The sequence below is a fragment of the Rodentibacter genomosp. 1 genome (assembly GCF_001999285.1).
Lineage (GTDB): Bacteria > Pseudomonadota > Gammaproteobacteria > Enterobacterales > Pasteurellaceae > Rodentibacter.
The window spans coordinates 1-19,607 of record NZ_MLHN01000020.1 but is presented as its reverse complement, the minus strand read 5'-3'; the positions used below and the strand labels follow the sequence as shown (position 1 = coordinate 19,607).

The 19,607-nt window shown below is 40.6% G+C and carries 13 protein-coding genes; 2 read left to right on the top strand and 11 right to left on the bottom strand.

Translation table 11 applies throughout. The features are described from left to right. Positions 1-14: 14 nt before the first annotated feature. The 6 genes from BKK54_RS10130 to BKK54_RS10105 all read right to left on the bottom strand — a co-directional run bounded on the left by BKK54_RS10130 (position 15) and on the right by BKK54_RS10105 (position 6,428). Complete coding sequence (locus BKK54_RS10130; RefSeq protein WP_077542960.1) at positions 15-674, bottom strand: IS1595 family transposase; 660 nt, start codon at positions 672-674, stop codon at positions 15-17. Positions 675-821: 147 nt separating this feature from the next. Further along, positions 822-1,811, bottom strand: coding sequence for a murein tripeptide/oligopeptide ABC transporter ATP binding protein OppF (gene oppF / locus BKK54_RS10125; RefSeq protein WP_077542959.1), 990 nt, complete (start codon positions 1,809-1,811; stop codon positions 822-824). Further along, positions 1,808-2,809, bottom strand: a complete 1,002-nt coding sequence (locus BKK54_RS10120; RefSeq protein ID WP_077542958.1) for an ABC transporter ATP-binding protein — start codon at positions 2,807-2,809, stop codon at positions 1,808-1,810. Before BKK54_RS10120 ends, oppF begins: the two co-directional genes overlap by 4 nt. Before the next feature lie 9 nt (positions 2,810-2,818). After that, a complete protein-coding gene (oppC, locus tag BKK54_RS10115; protein ID WP_077542957.1) occupies positions 2,819-3,742 on the bottom strand; it encodes an oligopeptide ABC transporter permease OppC in 924 nt (307 codons plus the stop codon). Between the two features lie 9 nt (positions 3,743-3,751). Further along, positions 3,752-4,672 (bottom strand): oligopeptide ABC transporter permease OppB, encoded by a 921-nt coding sequence (oppB, locus tag BKK54_RS10110; RefSeq protein ID WP_077542956.1) that lies wholly within the window; start codon positions 4,670-4,672, stop codon positions 3,752-3,754. 118 nt (positions 4,673-4,790) lie between these two features. Further along, entirely contained in the window at positions 4,791-6,428 is a 1,638-nt protein-coding gene (locus BKK54_RS10105) for an ABC transporter substrate-binding protein (RefSeq protein ID WP_077542955.1), read from the bottom strand. A 246-nt stretch (positions 6,429-6,674) separates the two neighbouring features. On the opposite strand from BKK54_RS10105, the gene tal reads away from it, so the two are divergent. Together tal and BKK54_RS10095 are read left to right on the top strand one after the other, a co-directional pair. Beyond that, positions 6,675-7,628 (top strand): transaldolase, encoded by a 954-nt coding sequence (gene tal, locus BKK54_RS10100; protein ID WP_077542954.1) that lies wholly within the window; start codon positions 6,675-6,677, stop codon positions 7,626-7,628. A 256-nt stretch (positions 7,629-7,884) separates the two neighbouring features. Next, the gene (locus BKK54_RS10095) at positions 7,885-8,508 is read left to right on the top strand and encodes a YagU family protein (protein WP_077542953.1); all 624 of its coding nucleotides are present in this window, start codon (positions 7,885-7,887) and stop codon (positions 8,506-8,508) included. A gap of 89 nt (positions 8,509-8,597) precedes the next feature. Here BKK54_RS10095 and BKK54_RS10090 read toward each other — a convergent pair whose 3' ends face one another. The 5 genes from BKK54_RS10090 to BKK54_RS11770 all read right to left on the bottom strand — a co-directional run. Then, positions 8,598-9,815 (bottom strand): HlyD family type I secretion periplasmic adaptor subunit, encoded by a 1,218-nt coding sequence (locus BKK54_RS10090; protein ID WP_208605821.1) that lies wholly within the window; start codon positions 9,813-9,815, stop codon positions 8,598-8,600. After that, positions 9,815-12,007, bottom strand: coding sequence for a type I secretion system permease/ATPase (locus tag BKK54_RS10085; RefSeq protein WP_077542951.1), 2,193 nt, complete (start codon positions 12,005-12,007; stop codon positions 9,815-9,817). The genes BKK54_RS10090 and BKK54_RS10085 overlap by 1 nt, the downstream gene beginning before the upstream one ends. 31 nt (positions 12,008-12,038) lie before the next feature. Further along, positions 12,039-13,304 (bottom strand): TolC family protein, encoded by a 1,266-nt coding sequence (locus BKK54_RS10080; RefSeq protein ID WP_077542950.1) that lies wholly within the window; start codon positions 13,302-13,304, stop codon positions 12,039-12,041. A gap of 239 nt (positions 13,305-13,543) precedes the next feature. Further along, entirely contained in the window at positions 13,544-16,471 is a 2,928-nt protein-coding gene (locus tag BKK54_RS10075) for an Ig-like domain-containing protein (protein ID WP_077542949.1), read from the bottom strand. A gap of 599 nt (positions 16,472-17,070) precedes the next feature. Further along, positions 17,071-19,607: hypothetical protein (locus tag BKK54_RS11770; protein ID WP_158074628.1), on the bottom strand; the 2,537-nt coding region annotated here is incomplete at its 5' end.

The window sequence follows — 19,607 nt, the reverse complement described above, 5'->3', positions numbered from 1 at the left end:
GGGGCTGACGCAGATTAGCCCGAAATTTCACACCATTTTCGCAATGTTTTTAACTGCTCTTTTGGTGTACCAAAGTTAAACCGAAATTCACATTCCTTCAAGAATAAAGGAAAACTTTTTCGGTCTATTCCATTATATTTTCGAAGTATCCGCTTAGCTTGACTCCAAAAATTTTCAATTCCATTAATATGGTTTTGTTTCACCGCAAACAACTCTGAATGGTTAATCCGTTCGTGGTGAAATTCGCTTACATCAAGGGCATTATAACTACGATAAGTATCGGTATAAACCCAGCTATCAGGCTTGATTTTCCTTGCTATAACAGGCTGAGCGTTGTTGTCTTTGTATCCATTGACGACCACAGTAAACACTTTACCTTGCCGTTTCAATATCCCCAAAATAGCCACTTTTCCTGCCGCCCCACGACCTCGTTTTCCTTTACGATGTCCACCAAAATAGCTTTCATCTAACTCAATTTGTCCGTCAAATACTTCATCCACTTCAAGGGCTAAATAATAGCTGATGACCTCACAGATTTTGCGGTAAAACAGGATTGCTGAATTAGGCTGAATACCGAGTAAATCTGCTACTGAGCGAGCTGTTACTTCTAATACAAAAAACTCAAGGCGCTTTTTCTGTATAGATTTCTTTAATTTACAATGAGTTATCTTCATTTTTGTAGATTAACATACTAGCTAATCTACGTCAGCCCTTAAATCTTAATAAACATAAAAAAGTGGGGAATTATATTCAACACTATTCATATTGAACATAGCCAAAAAACAAAATAAGGGGATTGCCTCTCCCTTTTTATTCCCCCCCTACACCTTCAAACATGCCACAAAATGAGTGCCGTTATCAGTATTAAATGCCGGTTTTTGTGTACTACAACGTTCATCTGCCAACGGACATCTTGTGCGGAAGACACAACCTGAAGGCGGGTTAATCGGCGAAGGAAGATCGCCTTCTAACAGCTGAATATTTTTGTTTCGTTCCAATTTGGGATCGGGAATCGGTACGGTGGACATTAACGCTTTAGTATAGGGGTGTTTGGTATGGTTATATACTTCATCGTCACTCCCCAATTCCATGGCATTGCCTAAATACATCACCAGTACACGGTCGGAAATATGTTTTACCACTGCAAGATCATGGGCAATAAAAATCAGCGACAGCCCCATTTCTTCTTGTAATGATTTCAACAAATTTACTACTTGGGCCTGAATGGACACATCCAGTGCGGAAACCGGCTCATCACAAATAATCATTTTCGGTTCAATAATTAATGCACGGGCAATACCAATACGCTGACATTGTCCCCCTGAAAATTCGTGCGGATAGCGGTTAATCAAATTTGGCAATAATCCCACTTTTAACATCATCGCTTGCACTTTTTCTTTTACTTGCTCTGCGTTCAAATGAGGTTGATAAATTTTGAGCGGCTCCGCAATAATTTCACCAATATTCATTCGAGGATTGAGGGAAGCAAGGGGATCTTGAAAAATCATTTGGATATCTTTACGTGTATCACGCCATTGTTTGGGCGATTGTTTACGTAAATCTTTGCCCAACCAAACAATTTCGCCTTCGTTTGATTCCACTAAGCCAATAATGGCACGGGCGAGGGTGGATTTTCCACAGCCCGATTCGCCTACAACACCTAAGGTTTCGCCGGCATAAAGTTGAAAAGACACATTTTTCACCGCCTTTAAGGTTTGTGATTTGGCAAAAAAGAGGGCTTTATCATTTTTAATCTTGAAGGATACGCCCAGATTTTTGACCTCTAATAACAGATTTTTCTCTTTAATCATAAGTGTTGTCCTTCAAATTGTTCCGGCGGAATCCAGCAATTCCGTAAACGCCCTTGGGAAAGTGCGGTGAGTTTTGGTGCAGTTTTGCATTGCTCTCCGGCATAATGACAACGGGGTGAAAACGGACAGCCTGTCGGTAAATGTAACAAATTTGGCGGATTTCCCCGAATCGTGACGAGCGTTTCATTTTTACCGTCAAGACGAGGAATCGCTTCCATCAGCCCGAGGGAATAAGGATGGGTCGGGTGATAGAAAATTTGTTCCGCCGTGCCGTATTCCATTGTCCGACCGGCATACATCACGAGTACTTGATCGCAAATCCCCGCGACCACACCAAGATCATGCGTGATCATAATAATCGCCGTGTTAAATTCCCGTTTGAGTTCATTTAATAAGGTCATAATTTGTGCCTGTACCGTCACATCCAGTGCGGTGGTTGGTTCATCGGCGATCAGTAATTGGGGGCGGCAAAGTAATGCCATAGCAATCATCACACGTTGGCGCATACCGCCGGAAAATTCGTGCGGATACATCCCCATACGTTTTTTGGCTTCCGGCATTTTCACTGCGTCCAACATGCTTACCGATTCATTGAATGCCGTTTGTTTGTCGTAACCTTTGTGCAACATCAGGACTTCCATTAATTGTTCGCCTATCTTCATATAGGGATTCAAGGATGTCATGGGATCTTGGAAAATCATCGCAATTTGTTCTGCTCGGATTTTATTAAGTTGTGCCGTCGGTAAATTGACCAGTTGTGTGCCGTTAAATAAGGCTGAACCGGAAACTTTCCCGTTTGCTGCAAGCAAGCCCATTAAGGCAAAGGCAGTTTGGGATTTACCGGAACCGGATTCCCCCACAATGCCGAGGGTTTGTCCGGCATCTAAGGTGAAATTGAGATCATTCACCGCCGTAACAATACCGTCAGGCGTATGAAAATTGACATAGAGGTTTTGCACAGCCAATAAGTGCGGTTGATTTTTGTATTGTTTTTCCATAAACCTCTCCTAGCGATCTTTCGGGTCAAGGGCATCACGCAAGCCATCGCCGATAAAGTTAAAACAAAATAGTGTTAAACAGAGGAAGAAGGCAGGGAAGATTAAAAGCCAAGGGGCGACTTCCATTTGTGCCGCGCCATCACTTAATAATGCCCCCCAACTGCTCATTGGTTCTTGTGTTCCCAAACCTAAAAAACTCAAGAAAGACTCAAATAGAATTAATCCCGGTACTTCCAAAGAGGCGTAAACCGCCACTAAACCTAATACATTGGGAATGATATGTTTGAGGATTATTTGACGGCGTGGCACACCGCATACAATGGCGGCTTCAACAAATTCTTTGTTTTTAAGACTAAGGGTTTGACCGCGTACAATTCGAGCCAAACCCAGCCAGGCAATCGCACCGATGGCAATGAAGATCAATAGAATATTCTGTCCGAAAAGAGTGACCAGCAAAATCACAAAAAACATAAAAGGGAATGAGCTGAGAATTTCTAAGAAGCGCATCATTACCATATCAATTTTGCCGCCAAAGTAGCCGGAAATCGCGCCATAAATTGTTCCGATCATCACCGAAATTAACGCACCGGCAATCCCCACCATCAGGGAAATCCGCCCGCCAATGGCAACCCGAACTAGAAGATCGCGACCGGATGAATCCGTGCCGAAGAAATGCAATCCCTCCGTAGTAGGCGCAACGCCCATCATATTCCAATCTGTATCTTCATAGGCAAAGGGGAAAAATAGGGGCGCAAAAGTGATAAATAACAGGATAAATGCCAATAAAATTAAACTGGCTACGGCGGCTTTATTGCGGAAAAAACGGCGTTTCGCATCTTGCCAGAGGCTACGCCCTTCAAGTTGCATTTCATCCATACGTTCTGCAAGTTGTTCCACAAATTCGGTATTTTTTTGATTAATAGGTTGGCTCATTACACACTCCTAATAACGAATTTTTGGGTCAATGACGGCATATAAAATATCGACAATCATATTAAACAAAATAGTGAGCGTGCCAACCAGAATGGTTAAACTCAATACTAAAGAATAATCACGGTTTAGTGCGCCATTCACAAATAATTTACCCATGCCAGGTAAACCGAACACGCTTTCGATCACCATTGAACCTGTGATAATGCCCACAAATGCGGGGCCAAGATAAGTGATAACAGGTAAAAGTGCGGGGCGCAGTGCGTGTTTTAAAATAATTCGATGGGTAGAAAGCCCTTTGGCTTTGGCGGTGCGAATAAAATTGGAATGAAGCACTTCAATCATTGAACCCCGCATAATTCGAGAAATTCCCGCCACATAGGCAATTGTGAGTGAGGCAACCGGTAAAATTAAATAAGGCAAGGCGCCTTCATTCCAACCACCGGCCGGCAACCAACCAAGCCAAATGGCAAAAAACAATACAAGTAGCGGGGCGAAGACAAAACTGGGCATAATAACCCCTGTCATCGACATACTCATCAAAATGTAATCCCACCGACTGTTTTGTTTTAATGCGGCGATTGTGCCGACAGAAATACCCAGCGTGAGGGCAAACAAAAAAGCAATGCTGCCGAGTTTGAGAGAGACTGGAAATGCCGCGCCGATTAAATCGTTCACAGATTGATCTTTATATTTAAACGAAGGGCCAAAATCACCCTTGGAGAGATTTTCTAAATAAAGAAAGTATTGTTTATGCAGCGGTTCGTTCAAATGATATTTTGCTTCAATATTTGCCATCACTTCAGGCGGATAGGCACGTTCGGAAGTGAAAGGGCTGCCCGGCGCCAAACGCATGAGGAAAAAAGAAAACGTAATTAAAATAAACAATGTGGGAATCGCTTCTAACACACGTTTAAGAATAAATTTGAACATGGTTACTCCCCCCTAAAATATGACTGAGATATTTTCTTTCTCTGTTTATGAGGCAAGAATTTGATGAAAATAAAAGTGCGGTCAAAAAAACAGGTGTTTTTCCAACCGCACTTTTTTCTTAATGCTTAATGATATAAAGATTGCGCAAGAAAATATGGTCTTGCGGATCTTTACCGGTATAGCCACCCACATAAGGTTTTACTAAGCGTGGGTTAACATAATTATAAACCGGCACGATAGCGAAATCTTTCGCCAAAATCGCTTCTGCTTTGGCATAGGCTTGCGCACGTCCTTTCGCATCGCCGGCTAAATAAGATTCCGCCATTGCTTTATCATATTCCGCATTGGCGTATTTTGCCGTATTGTTGCTGGAGGTCGATAAGAAATAGTTACCAAAGGTTGTCGCTTGGTTATAATCCGCACTCCAACCGGCACGAGCGACATCATAACGACCGGCACGACGGCTATCAATATAGGTTTTCCATTCTTGGTTTTCTAATTTCACATCAATTAAGCCTTTGGTATTGGCTTTCCACATAGAGGCGGCGGCAATCGCCACTTTTTTGTGATTTTCATTGGTGTTGTAAAGAATGGTGAATTTCAACGGGTTAGATTTACTGAAACCGGCTTCTTCCAATAACTTAATCGCCTCTTCATTACGTTTTGCCATTGGTTCTTGGGAATAAGACGGTTGCTGAATAAGTTCTCCCTCTGCGATATAAGTTGGTGTGAAAACGTAGGTCGGGGTCTGACCTTGCGCCATGACTTTATCTGTAATCACGCTACGATCAAGGGCATAGTTTAAGGCTTGACGTACCCGTTTATCATTAAAAGGTGCTTTCTGATTGTTGATTTCATACATATAAGTGGCCAAAGTGCGGGCAGTAAATACCTGATCCGGCAATTCTTTCTTCAACTTGGCGAATTGCTCAGGTGGAAGTGCGTAGTTGGTAATATCTAAATCGCCGGCACGATAACGAGAGACATCGGTACTTGGATTTTCAATTGCTAGGAAAGTCGCCGTATTAATTACCGTTTCTTTATCATTCCAATAAAGCGGGTTGCGTTCAAATTCAATTTTTTCATTGATAACGTGATTTTTTAGTTTGTAAGCCCCATTGCTCACAATATTTTCTTTTTTCACCCAAGCATCACCAAATTTTTCAATGATTTTTTGCGGTACGGGTAATAAGGATTGGTGGGTCGTTAAGCCGGCGGCATAAGGCACAGGGTTAGAGGAATAAACCACAAAGGTGTAATCGTCTTTGGCTTCAACGCCTAATTCTTCCGGTTTTTTCTTGCCGTCAATAATATCTTGCGCATTCACCACCTGCATATAGTCTAAAAAGCTGGCATAAGGTGAAGCCGTGTTCGGATTAACTAAACGGCGCCAAGAATACACAAAATCTTGAGCTGTAATTGGCTCACCATTTGACCATTTTGCATCTTTGCGGAGATGGAATGTCCAAGTTTTATAATCCGGCGAGCTTTCCCAGCTTTCGGCAACGCCCGGAATGAATTCACCATTTGGATCAGTACTGACTAAGCCTTCAAAAAGCTGATAGGCTATTTGTGATTCCGGTACGCCTTCCGTTTTATGCGGATCGAAACTTTGCGGTTCCGAGCCATTATTAATCACGATATTTTGTACCGGTGCAAGCTCTGTTCCCACAGGAACTTGAGCGGCATAAAGGCTACCTGAGATCACTAAAGTGAGAGAGGACAAGATAAATTTACTGAGTAAGTGATGTTGCATAGACACTCCTTTCTTAGGGTTAATTATATTGAAATCTTCCTTGGTCTAATTGATCTATCTTAAATATTAAAATTTGTAAAGGTTTTATTTTCATAAAAATGTGACATCGATCACAGTTTCAATAAAAAATAGAAAACTCTAATTTTTCTTTAAAAAACAATTGAATATATTGCATTTCTCGCTTTCACTTCAAATTCAAATTATGCTATCGTAATACAATCAAATTAACGAGTAAGGAGAAGACAAATGACAACTCAGTTAGATTCACTTCGTAGCATGACCGTTGTGGTTGCAGATACCGGCGATATTGAAGCCATCAAAAAATACCAACCTCAAGATGCGACAACTAACCCCTCTTTAATTTTAAGTGCCTCAGCACTGCCACAATATGCCCCTCTTATTGATGAAGCCATAAGCTATGCCAAAGCACAAAGTAGCGACAAAGCACAGCAATTGATTGATGCGGAAGATAAATTAGCAGTAAACATTGGTTTAGAGATTTTAAAAATCGTCCCGGGACGTATCTCTACCGAGGTCGATGCCCGCCTTTCTTACAATACGCAAGCTACCGTTGAAAAAGCCCGTAAACTGATCGCCCTTTACAATGCTGCCGGTATTTCAAATGATCGTATTTTGATTAAAATCGCTTCAACATGGCAGGGTATCCGTGCGGCAGAAATTCTTGAAAAAGAAGGCATTAACTGTAACCTCACCTTATTATTCTCTGAAGCACAAGCGCGTGCCTGTGCGGAAGCCGGCGTGTATTTAATTTCGCCATTCGTAGGTCGTATCTTAGACTGGTACAAAGCAAACAGTGACAAGAAAGACTATGCCCCTGCTGAAGATCCAGGCGTGATTTCTGTGACCAAAATTTACAATTATTACAAAGAGTATGGTTACAATACCGTAGTAATGGGAGCAAGCTTCCGCAATGTGGGGGAAATCACTGAATTAGCCGGTTGTGATCGCTTAACAATTGCACCACCGCTACTCAAAGAATTACAAGAAAATTCAACCGCACTTGTGCGTAAACTTGAATATAAAGGTGAAGTGAAAGCCAAACCTCAACCGTTAACTGAAGCGGAATTCTACTGGCAGCACAACAGTGATGCCATGGCAGTCGAAAAATTGGCTGAAGGTATTCGTAAATTTGCCATTGACCAAGAAAAATTGGAAACAATGCTTGCTGAAAAATTATAATTTTAGCAGGCTTTTATAAAGCTGCGGTCGTTATTTTATAAATAACGACCGCTCTTTTTTTGGGCGTAACAGGCAAATAAAACCTTGACGGAATAAATAAATTGATGAAAAATCTGCCACCTGTTTCGCCTTAAAGCTGTCGCTCATTCACTTTTCCAAAAGACAAATGAATCATCGCACTAAGGGTGAAATTTCGTACCGTACTTTGACGATATAAAAAGTGCGGTTAATCTTTCCAACACTTTCGGAGCAAAATATGTCAGGTATTTTTACTCAAACTCCGCCAAATCGTCGCCGTTATGGTGTGGCGATTTTTGTCGGTATCATCGCAGGGATTATTTCTGCATTCGTAAAATGGGGGGCGGAGCATCCTTTCCCACCACGTAGTCCAATTGATTTCTTCGCTGCAGCTTGTAAGGTGGACATCACGGGATTGACCCAAGATCAAGTATTACAGGTTTGTTCACGTGCATTTCTAAACCCACCACACGTTTTCTTACGTGACTATCTAGGTATCGACCCTACAGAAGCAGCATTTACTTTTGCTGATCATGCCTTTAACTGGATTGGTGTAACACACATCGCCTTCTCATTGGTCTTCGCTATTGGTTACTGCTTAGTGGCAGAACGTTTCCCTAAAATCAAATTCTGGCAAGGTATCGGTGCAGGTATTATCGCAAACATCTGTGTACACTACATCACCTTCCCGGCATTAGGTTTAACGCCACCGGTTTCAGAATGGCCACTCTATGAACATATTTCCGAATTAGTCGGTCATATTTTCTGGTTCTGGACAATTGAAATTATTCGTCGTGATTTACGTAATCGCATCACCGGTCAACCCGATCCTGAAGTTTCTTTAAAAGAAGCGACTGAATAAAGCAAAAAAGTGCGGTGAAAATTCACCGCACTTTTTTATTTCAAAATAAAAAGCGTTAAACCCACGTTCAACACTTTTTACTCTATAGACTAACGTTCTTGCAATGCCTGTTTCATACGTGTAATTGGCTTGATGAGATATTGGAAAACCGTTTTTTCACCGGTTTTAATATCTACTGTTGCTGTCATCCCCGGCGTAATATCCAGTTTTTGCCCCTTGCTATCAGTGATTGATGTCCCTTGAGTTTCAATCAAAATTCGATAATAAGCTTGATCGGCATTTAAATTTAACTCACTACGACGACGTTCATCTTGTAATGTATCCGGACTTATTAAGGTCACTTTCCCTTCAAGACCACCATAAATAGAATAATCGTAAGCACTGATTTTTACTAAAGCAGGTTGCCCAGGTCGAATGAATGCTACATCTTTCGGGCTAATATAGGCTTGTACAAGCAAAGTGTCATCTAACGGTACAATTTCAAGAATATCTTGTCCAGCCTGCACCACCCCACCCACGGTATTAATACGGATATTTTTTACAACACCACGTAAAGGCGCTTTAATTTGTGAACGTTCTACCGGATCGGCACGCATTGCCATATTTTCTCTGGCTTGGGCAAGCTCAGACTCTGCTTGCACCAATTCATTATTAGCATCTGCCGAATAACGATTTCGACGCTCTGCAATTTGTTGAGCAAAGTCTGAAGACTGTCTCTGCATTCTGAGCAATTCGACTTGTGATACTACCCCTTTTTTTACCATTGGCTGAGTAATTGCAATTTCTTTATCTAAAAGTGCTTTACTTTGTGTCAAACCATTCACGGCATCAAGCATTGCTTTACGGCGAGCATTATAGGCTGCTGTTTCTCTTGAGATAACATCCCCAGGAATATCATCGGCAAATACTAATGGCTTACCGGCAGATTCCGCTTGTAAGCGAGCAACAACTGCCCGCAAGTTTTGCACTTTTGCTTCACTTTCACGTAAAATCGCAGAACTACGGGTATCATCAAGAGTAAGTAACACTTGCCCTTTTTCAACCACGTCCCCCTCTTTAACCTTCATATCTTGAATAATCCCGGGATCCAAGCTCTGCACTATTTGCTCACGGCTACTTGGAATCACACTACCTTGTCCACGAGTGACTTCTTCAAGGGGACTAAAATATGCCCATATCACAAAAGTGACGAGGAAAATAAAAAAGAGAATGATGACCGAAAAAATACCTCTGTGTTTTTCAACCTGTAACGCTGCATTCAAATCATTAATTAATGCTAAATCTGATTGTTTTATTTTTTCACTCACTATTCTGCTCCTTCAGTCGTATTAGCGGCTGGCTTTTGTTGTGTCTGAGATTCTTGTCCTTGAGGCGCTTGTTTTTGTTCATTTTTTCTTAAATGCTCTAAAACCGCATCTCTTGGCCCATCAATCGCAACTTTTCCGTTATCCATCACAATAATACGATTCACTAACTTCAATACTTGAGGACGATGGGTCACCATAATCATGGTGCGATTTCCCATCCAGCGGGCAAGTGCTTGTAGAACCATTTCTTCCGTTCCTTGGTCAAGATCACTAGTGGGTTCATCTAATAACACAACCCGTGGATCTTTTATGGTTAAACGAGCAAGCGCCACCAATTGTTTTTGACCTCCGGATAAGCCTTGCCCATTTTCCCCCAACGGCATATCCAATCCTCTTGGGTGACTATTCACCAAATGTTCTAGACCAAAACGATGTAATGCATTAACCAATTCAACATCACCTGCAAAATTATCCGCTCTGGCAATATCCAAGTTTTCACGTAATGAACCGAGGAAAAGACGTGGTGATTGCCCGAACAATGCGACTTGATTACGAAGATAATTTGGGTCAATTTGACGTAAGTCCACATTATCTAAAGTAACATTACCTCCACGAGGCTCATATAAACCGGCTGCTAATTTAAGTAGCGTACTTTTCCCACTCCCAACACGCCCTAAAATAGCGACTTTTTCACCCGGATTAATGGTAACCGATAGCTGTGATAAGGCATTCGGGCTTTCCTTATTATATTGGAAGTTCACATTATTAAAGCTAATTTTGCCTTGAGTTTGTTTTAAGGTAATGTACTTACGATCAGCGACTCTTTCGATTGGACGGTTCACAATTTCATCCACCCCTTTTAATGCTAAGCGAGCTTGTTGGAAACGGGTTGCTAATCCTGCAATTTGAGCAAGAGGGGCTAATGCTCGTCCAGATAAAATCACCGAGGCAATTAATGCCCCCATCGTAATACGGCTTGCTTCGTCTTCACTATGAATTAAATAGGTACCTAAAAGCACTAAGAATACAGTATTTAATTGCTGTAATCCGACAGAAAAATTCACCACAAAGTTACTTAAATCCTTAACTTTAATCTGTGAAGCCGAGGTTTTTGCAGTGTACATATCCCAGCGTTGTTGCGCCCAATTCGTAGCATTATTAGCTTTTAATGTTTCAATACCGTCTAATGCTTCAACGATTAAACCTTGACGTTGTGACGATTCACGCATCGATTCATTAATTCTTGCCGCCAATTTAGGTTGTACCGCAATTCCCACTAAAATTACAGTTGGAATAATAATGAGTGGAACAAGTGCTAATTTCCCACCAATTAAATAAATAACAAAGACGAATAAAAAGAGGAAAGGCAAATCTACCAACACAAGTAAACTCGCACTGGTCATAAATTCACGTACGGACTCAAAATCACGTAGGTTATTAGCATAAGAGCCTGAAGAAGCAGGTTTATCAATGAGCCTCAATGCCATTACTCGCCGGAATAAAGCGGAGCTAATAATCAAATCCGCTTTTTTACCGGCAATATCGGTTAAATGTCCACGAATCATTTTGGCTGCAAACTCAAAACTAATCGCTAATACAACCCCGATACTCAATGCCCACAAGGTCTCATACGTTTTATTTGGAATGACACGATCATATACATTCATCACATACAATGAGCTGACCAGTGCCAAGAAGTTGATAATAAAGGTAGCTAAAATGACCTGTCCATAATAGGCTTTAAAACGCCAAATCACTTTCCAAAACCAAGCCTTTGGTAAGTGATACTCCGGTAATTCAGAACGAATATCAGATGTAACCTTTGGCTTAATAAACCAACAATACCCTAAATAAATATCTTTGAGATCATTATAATCTAATACTCGTTCTACATTATCGGTTTGACGAATATGAAAACGACGGTTTACCCCTGTTCCCTCAATTTTGCTAATCACCAAAGCTTCTTCATCTTTCAAAATCGCAACAACCGGAGTTGCAAGACTTGGAATATCGGTTAAAGCACGTTTTGAAATAGAATTTTCAAAACCGTAGGTTTTTAATACTTCTCTTAAAGAAGAAAAATTTACATCCAACCGCTGATCTCTCATAACTTGTGCGGTTAATGCTTCCTGTGCAATAGGCGTACCATGTAACTGAGTCACTAACGCCAAATGTTCAATAATTGATTTCATACAACTCACGTATTTCTTTTGTTATTTCTATTTAAAATTTTGTGGGCGATTTTTCTGCCCCAACCCAATTTGCTATACGAGCTTGAGAAGCCAAATAGGCTAATGCTGCGTCACGAAAATCATTACGCGCAGTCACCTCATCAAGCTGTACACGTGAAAGTTCTTGATATGAGTTCAAAAGATCCATCAAACTCTTTGCCGCAACATCAAATTGAAGTTGATTATCTTCAACGACTTTACGTTGTAATACTATTTGCTTCCGTGCAACCTCTGCCAGTCTTTGGTTTCTAACCATATCTGTCTCAGAAGTTAACGATTTTTCTTGCACAGAAAGTTCAATTTCACGTAATTTAGCCTCTGCCGCCTTTTGAGAATAATAACGTTGTTGCTCTTCATATTTTGTTGCCGGATTATAAATATCCCATGACATATTCAGATAAACCTCGTGCTCATGTCGATTCGCCGTACTTTCTAAATTGATTGCAGGTAAACGTCTTGCTTTTGCCGCCTTCACTGCTGCTTTTGAGCTATTAAACTCTGCTTGCTGTGCTAAATAACTTGGGTTTTGTGTGATATCAGAATTTTTATATCGGCTAATAAAAGTTTTAACATCAATATTATTAAAGGGATCCACCAACTCTTTCTCAGTTAATACTTGTCCACGATTATATCGACTTAAACGATTTAATGCAGATTGCATCACTCGCTCCTGCATCAAAATCGTTGTTTCAACCTGATTCTTACGGGAAAGTGCCTCATTTACTTCCGAATAACGCCCTTCATCATATGTTGCGATAACGCCTAAATCCTTTAATGTTTTCTCATGCCAACGCAAACTTTCTTTGTACACGTCAATCGTTTCTTTCGCGCGAAGTGCGGTCAAATAAAGCTGAGAAATTTCTAACCCCATGGTTTCTTGCGTTTCGGTTAATGAGTGTTGATAGTAAGTTTCACGATGTTTATCACGTTCAATTTCCGCCTCAATACCTCCCCAGGCATAAAGATTCACCCTAGCAGCAACACCAGGTCCCGAACGACGTTCACTGGTATAACGGTGCTGTTGGCTTAATACCGATGTCCCGGTTAAGGATACTACAGGTAAATGCCCTGCCTCAGATACTTTTGTTTGGCTTGCAGCCATAGCAATATTCGCTTTTGCTTCGTCCAATGTTGGATCTGCTACAAACGCATATTTTAATATATCGTTTAATGGGGTTTTCGCTAAGATATTTGGCGAAAATAAAATAAATGCACTGGTAAGTGCCAATGAATATTTAGAAAAAGGTAAATATTTCATAACATTCCTTTCAGATTTTTTTCATTCAAGTAACTCGATTTCAAAGAACCTCTAGATCTCCTAGCTATTGAATACAATAGAAAACAAGGGGAGATCTACACCATTTATTTTTAAAATCGAAAGGCCACATCTTACTCTTTTCTGCTTTTTTTTCAATTGAAAACAAGCCTTATCTATAATGTTTAATCCCCTATCTCATACAAGATAGGGGATTTTTTTATATTAAAAAGTAGTATTCACTACACAACTTGAATATTGGCTTGAACATAAACAAGAGTATCGTCTTGGTGGTTAAATTCATAACCATCATATTGAACCCCGTCTTTTACCGTAGAGCCAACTTTATACCAACTACCTTTATTCCCTTCTTTAAGGTTAGCAGCGTTAGGACTTACATTGCCAAAGTCAACTTTGTCATCACGATCGCCTTTAACAAACACTGTCGTACGATCAGCACTCGCAGCATCTGAATTAATACGTAATGTATTACTGCCAGAACCTGAAATATCAATAGTTTCCACTTCAACAAAGTTTTTCAACTCAAGTATTGCACCTTTACCTGTAATTTTTACAGTATCATGACCTAAACCACCGTTGATCCTACCAACACCTTGCACGTAAGTTACATGATCATCACCCGCACTAAGCTCCATCTTACCGTTAAAATGACCGCCAATTTCAATGATATCCTTACCTTTACCACCATAAATTTGAGCACCCAGATCAACATTTTCCGCAATACGTAAATGATTAAAATCCGATGTATTATCATTACCCAAGCTACGGTCTGTGCCATCATGGTGAGTATTCAAAACAGCTTTACCACTACCTAAATCAATAATTGTACTATCAACTAAACTACCACCGATATTGATGACATTATCACCTACGGTACTTACAGCATCAATTTCTCCAACTTCCCCTGTAGTAATAACCAAAGGTTTATTTTTCCCTTTACTACTTAAACCAACAAGATCAATTGCATGAGATGAACCATCAATTCTGCTGTGGAAATAGCCTGCTGTCGCTTTTGGTGCAGTAAACTTCACCGAATGGCCTTCTTCAACAATCTTATCAATGTCCTTAACTAACTGACTACCTGGAACAGTGACAGCATCAATTAGTTTGTTATAAACAAATTTTCCAATTTCATCTGTAGTAAGTTCTGAAGGATTATTTTTCCTTTTACTACTTAAACCAACAAGATCAATCGCCCGAGATGTTCCATCAATTCGGCTGTGGAAATAACCAGCTGTCGCCTTTGGTGCATTAAATTTCACAGCATTCGAAATTTCTGCAGTATTACCCACGGCATCTGTTGTAGTCAACACCGCAGACACAATCTTATCAGCGTCTTTGAATAACAGGCTACCTGGAACAGTTGCACTAAATTTCCCCTCAGCATCTACCTGACGAGTGTAATAAGTTTTCTCATCTAAGAAAATACGAATTTGATCGCCCGGATTAAATTCACCTGTTACTTTACCCGAAATAGTATAGTGACCGTATCTATTCACCGTACCAATCGGATTAATATGCACCTGAGCATCAACCATCGTATCAACGGCATACTGCTTTTCTGCTCGGATTGTCCCTGTGTTACCTGCTGAATCCGTTGTTGTTAAAACTGCATAAACGGTTTTATCTGCATCATTTACTAACTGCTGTGCAGACACATCTGCGGAGAAACGACCCTGCTCATCCACATAGCGTGTATAGAATGTGTTTTCATCAATGAAAATACGTACCTGGTCACCTGTGTTAAACTCACCGCTCACTCGACCTGAAATCGTCACCGCACCTTTTGCTTCTGCGCCATTGATCAAATTATCTGCAGTGATATTGTCTAAAATTACCTGTGTACTGTCTGCATTTGGTGCTGTGGTATCCACTTCATACTGTTTTTCAGCACGAATTATCCCCGTGTTACCCGCCGAATCAGTTGTTGTTAAAACCGCATAAACAGTTTTATCTGCATCATTCACTAACTGTTGTGCAGGCACATCTGCGGAGAAACGCCCCTGTTCATCTACATAACGTGTATAGAATGTATTTTCATCAATGAAAATACGTACTTGGTCACCTGTGTTAAACTCACCACTCACTCGACCTGAAATCGTCACCGTCCCCTGTGCCTCTTGAGCATTAATCACGTTATCTGCTGTGATATTATCTAAGGTTACCTGTGTACTGTCTGCATTTGGCACTGTAGTATCAACTGTATAAACTTTCTCACCTTCAAACGTAAAAGCCTTACCATTTTTATGCGTAGTTAGTACCGCTTTGATTGTTTTATCTTCATCATTAACGAAATAACGAGCAGATAGCTCTGCCGAGAAATTACCCTCTGCATCAACACTCCGTGTTGCATAGGTATTCGCATCAAGGAAAATACGAACTTGATCGCCTTCCTTGAAATCCCCTTTCACTTTACCACTAACGGTAATATTACCTCTCGCTTCTTGAGCATTAATAATATTATCCGCAGTAATGTTATTTAATTCTACGCTTGCTTCCGGCTCTCTAACATCCAAGAGATAAACATGATCTTTTACCTCTGAACTATTACCGTGTCTATCCACAATATAGGCAGATACCAATAATTCATTATTTTCACCACCTTCCGGTGCATCGACCTTCAATTCAACCTGACCTTTATCAAGTACCTCTTTCGGTAACCGTATTGCCTTACTTTCTCCCTGATTCGTTTGAACAACTAATTCATCTGTTATTGAAAGCCCTTTAGGTAATGTCACCGTCACAGCCACTTTACCTTCCGCATCAATTTCATCAGAAGTTAAGAGAGCATCACCATTACCAATTACAATCGCACTTGGTTGCTTTGCTTTATCTGCACGGGCAATCGTATCAATATAAATACCCTCTTTGTTATAACCTGTTGGAGCTTTAATATCATAAGTGATTGAAATTTTCTCTCCAGGAATCGGCGCTGGCACACCAAATACTAGTTTGGAGCCCAACTCTTCTCTTGTCACTCTATGACTAATAGGCGTACCTTCATTATCTAAATTACGAGCCCCCGTTCCACCATAATACGGATGAATAATTAATAGAGAACCTGGAGTAATGTCATTCTTTCCAAACGTTAAAGTCACTCGAGCAATTTGTGTTGGATCAACCACATCACTTGAATAAATGATCGTCATTAAACAATTCCTTAAAAAATAAATTAAAATAATGTACTAAATTTAAACAGGTACACGACAAACCAAAACTCTACATTTCTCCCCACACTTTTCCTTTCAACAAGCGGTAAAAAAACTTTGAATTTCCAGAGAACCTATTATTTCTATCATTTAGTACGAACACTATCGTTTTAATCCGTCATAACTTCCACGAATCAAAATGACATAAAATAAACACAATGATAAGCAGGGCTTATCCATCTAATATCTTTGCAATATTTATTTCTCAATAAATCAACTCTCACCCTATCAAAAAGACAGGGAATGAATTGTATACAACAGCAAGATATCGCCCCACTTTCATCGTAATTTATCATTTTATTACAGGTATAAAACCTGTACAGATTGGTCAGTGCTACCTAATTTGCGTTAGAATTTAAAGAAAAATTCACAACTCAACAAGTTTATTTACAAATTTTTACAAACTCAAGGCACTTTGTTCGGTATGTGAGTATGCTTTCACCTGTAAAAAACTCTATTAAAATTAACCGCACTTTAAAAATCCTCCCGAATTCTCATTAAGGAGGATTTTGACCATTTTATAATGCTACCCAGTAAAACTAGATAACATCAATACCTTGCTGAATGTAGATCATTGCAGAACTATCACTAAGCGACCAAGTATCGTAACCTACTCCGTCCTTATCGATAACAGCCCCTTTCGACCACGTTTTTGCCCCGATTTCAAGTGAATCTTTCAGATTAGAACCTACTACATTTTGATAACCAATATTTACCTTATCATCGGCATCACCTTTGATGTAAATCGACCCTATTGCGGATTTATTCACATTGTCAGCATTCACATTCGTTAGAGTATTTGCACCACTACCGCTAATATCAATGGTTTCAACATTCATAATATTGCTAAAGTTAATGGTTCTGCCTGTACCAGTGATAATCAAGGTATCATCACCTTCACCACCATTAAAGGTACTAGCAAAGTTACCAGATACTGTTACTTTATCAGCTCCTATTCCGCCAAGTATTTCACCTGGTAATATTGCCTCAGTAATCACCCCTTCTGCCTCAACCTTATCGCCCAAAGTATAGAAATTACCATTTCCACCTACTTTTCCTTGAGCCACACCAAAGTCAAATACAGATTTCTCAACCGTGGCCTTCACAACCTCAATACCTTCTGTCACACTGTCTTCTTTCGGCGTTAATGTGAAACTTGCTGAAACTTCACCTTTTGCTATCGTCACAACAACAGTAGAACCTTCATGATTAACACCTGCACCATCTGCTTTCTTGATGCCGTTTGGATACCACTGAGAGGTTGTACCATCTACAGTATATTCATCTGCCGTAATACCATCTCCTGAAAGCTTAATCGCAACTTTATAATCTTTCTGTGCCGGCTTATTTAAATTAACGGTATAAGTGAGTTTACTATCCTCAACACCTTCATAAGCTGTGACAAAGTTTTTACCATTAATCTCAGTTTCAGTATTTGCACTGACACCTAATTCAAGTACTGCCGGGTCACCCGCAAGCTCTGTATCAGCATCACCTGCTGAACTACGGAATCTATAGGAATATTGAACATCTTTGCCTTCGTTGCCAAGTTTATCCGTCAAAGTTGCCATCACATCAATAGTCTGTCCCTGTATAGTCGGAGCTGGAACAAACACTTCCACTTTTCCTAACTCAATATCAGAACTATCTAATACTTTACTCACTACTTCAGGTACATAAGTATGTGGAGACGTTAATTCACCAATAGAAATTGAATCCTCATTAAATTCAAGATCTCGTGTCCCCCCCGCTTCTACCTTATAGGTTAAGGTATCACCTACTTTAGCATCAGAAGGCAATGTAAAGATTACACGAACGTCCCCATCTTTATTCACTTCTCCTGAATAGAGCGTTTCCTCAAAATCTGTAATAGAAGAAGCCGGAGTACTCATGCTTTTCTTATCCTCAGAAACAATGATTTGGAAATAAGGACCATTTGGCTCACTATCCGGATGCTCTTCAAAATAATCCGGCCCACCTATCGTCACTTCAATATTAGCTGATGTATCACGAGTCGCTTTCGCTTCCCCCGTAGAACTAACAAGATTCGCATCATATCCCGCAGTAATCGTTGCTGACACGACAAGCTCTTTACCATCTGCAGGAGCAACCACAGATTGTGTAACAGTTTTTCCAACATCACCTTCCTGAACGGTATAACTAATCGGATCTGATTCTGTATTCGCTGTTAGTGTCAAAATATCTCCTACTTTCGCATCTTCAGGAATAGATACAAAAACACTCACTTTTTCTACCGCACTTCCAGACAAAATCTCACCTTTAATAATGTATTCTACATCATCACCATAAGGTTTATTCACATCTGTACCAATAATTACTGTTGGTGCAGAACGTACAAAATCTACCATCGACTCATCCTGACCTTCCAGTGAGCTGTTTCCTGCCGGATCGGTAACGATGGCTTTCACTACCGTCGTTTCACCTTCCGCTGCCGGGGTAACCTTCACGGTAATACCGTTATTTAAGTCCTCTTGGGTTAATGGACGCTCTAAGATGATATTGTCATCTTGGTCTGTGATTTTTACCTTGTCTCCTACGCTGTAGCCTGCGTTGTTCGGGAAAGTCACTTTCACATCCGCTTTACCTTCGGCATCAACATCCGCTTTCTGGATTTTATCGTCACCGCCGTCTTGAATCGCCACTATCGGTTTGCCTGCATCATCTGCTTGACCATCGCCGTTTGTATCTCCCGGAACCACTAAATCCGTGACAGACTCATCCTGACCTTCCTGTGAGCTGTTTCCTGCCGGATCGGTAACGATGGCTTTCACTACCGTCGTTTCACCTTCCGCTGCCGGGGTAACCTTCACGGTAATACCGTTATTTAAGTCCTCTTGGGTTAATGGACGCTCTAAGATGATATTGTCATCTTGGTCTGTGATTTTTACCTTGTCTCCTACGCTGTAGCCTGCGTTGTTCGGGAAAGTCACTTTCACATCCGCTTTACCTTCGGCATCAACATCCGCTTTCTGGATTTTATCGTCACCGCCGTCTTGAATCGCCACTATCGGTTTGCCTGCATCATCTGCTTGACCATCGCCGTCTTTATCTCCCG

Coding starts and splice junctions, on each gene's coding strand:
- BKK54_RS10075 (WP_077542949.1), bottom strand. CDS start 16,471: ATGACGATCATTTATTCAAGTGATGTGGTTGATCCAACACAAATTGCT.
- tal (WP_077542954.1), top strand. CDS start 6,675: ATGACAACTCAGTTAGATTCACTTCGTAGCATGACCGTTGTGGTTGCA.
- oppF (WP_077542959.1), bottom strand. CDS start 1,811: ATGATTAAAGAGAAAAATCTGTTATTAGAGGTCAAAAATCTGGGCGTA.
- BKK54_RS10105 (WP_077542955.1), bottom strand. CDS start 6,428: ATGCAACATCACTTACTCAGTAAATTTATCTTGTCCTCTCTCACTTTA.
- BKK54_RS10080 (WP_077542950.1), bottom strand. CDS start 13,304: ATGAAATATTTACCTTTTTCTAAATATTCATTGGCACTTACCAGTGCA.
- BKK54_RS10085 (WP_077542951.1), bottom strand. CDS start 12,007: ATGAAATCAATTATTGAACATTTGGCGTTAGTGACTCAGTTACATGGT.
- BKK54_RS10130 (WP_077542960.1), bottom strand. CDS start 674: ATGAAGATAACTCATTGTAAATTAAAGAAATCTATACAGAAAAAGCGC.
- oppB (WP_077542956.1), bottom strand. CDS start 4,672: ATGTTCAAATTTATTCTTAAACGTGTGTTAGAAGCGATTCCCACATTG.
- BKK54_RS10120 (WP_077542958.1), bottom strand. CDS start 2,809: ATGGAAAAACAATACAAAAATCAACCGCACTTATTGGCTGTGCAAAAC.
- BKK54_RS10095 (WP_077542953.1), top strand. CDS start 7,885: ATGTCAGGTATTTTTACTCAAACTCCGCCAAATCGTCGCCGTTATGGT.
- oppC (WP_077542957.1), bottom strand. CDS start 3,742: ATGAGCCAACCTATTAATCAAAAAAATACCGAATTTGTGGAACAACTT.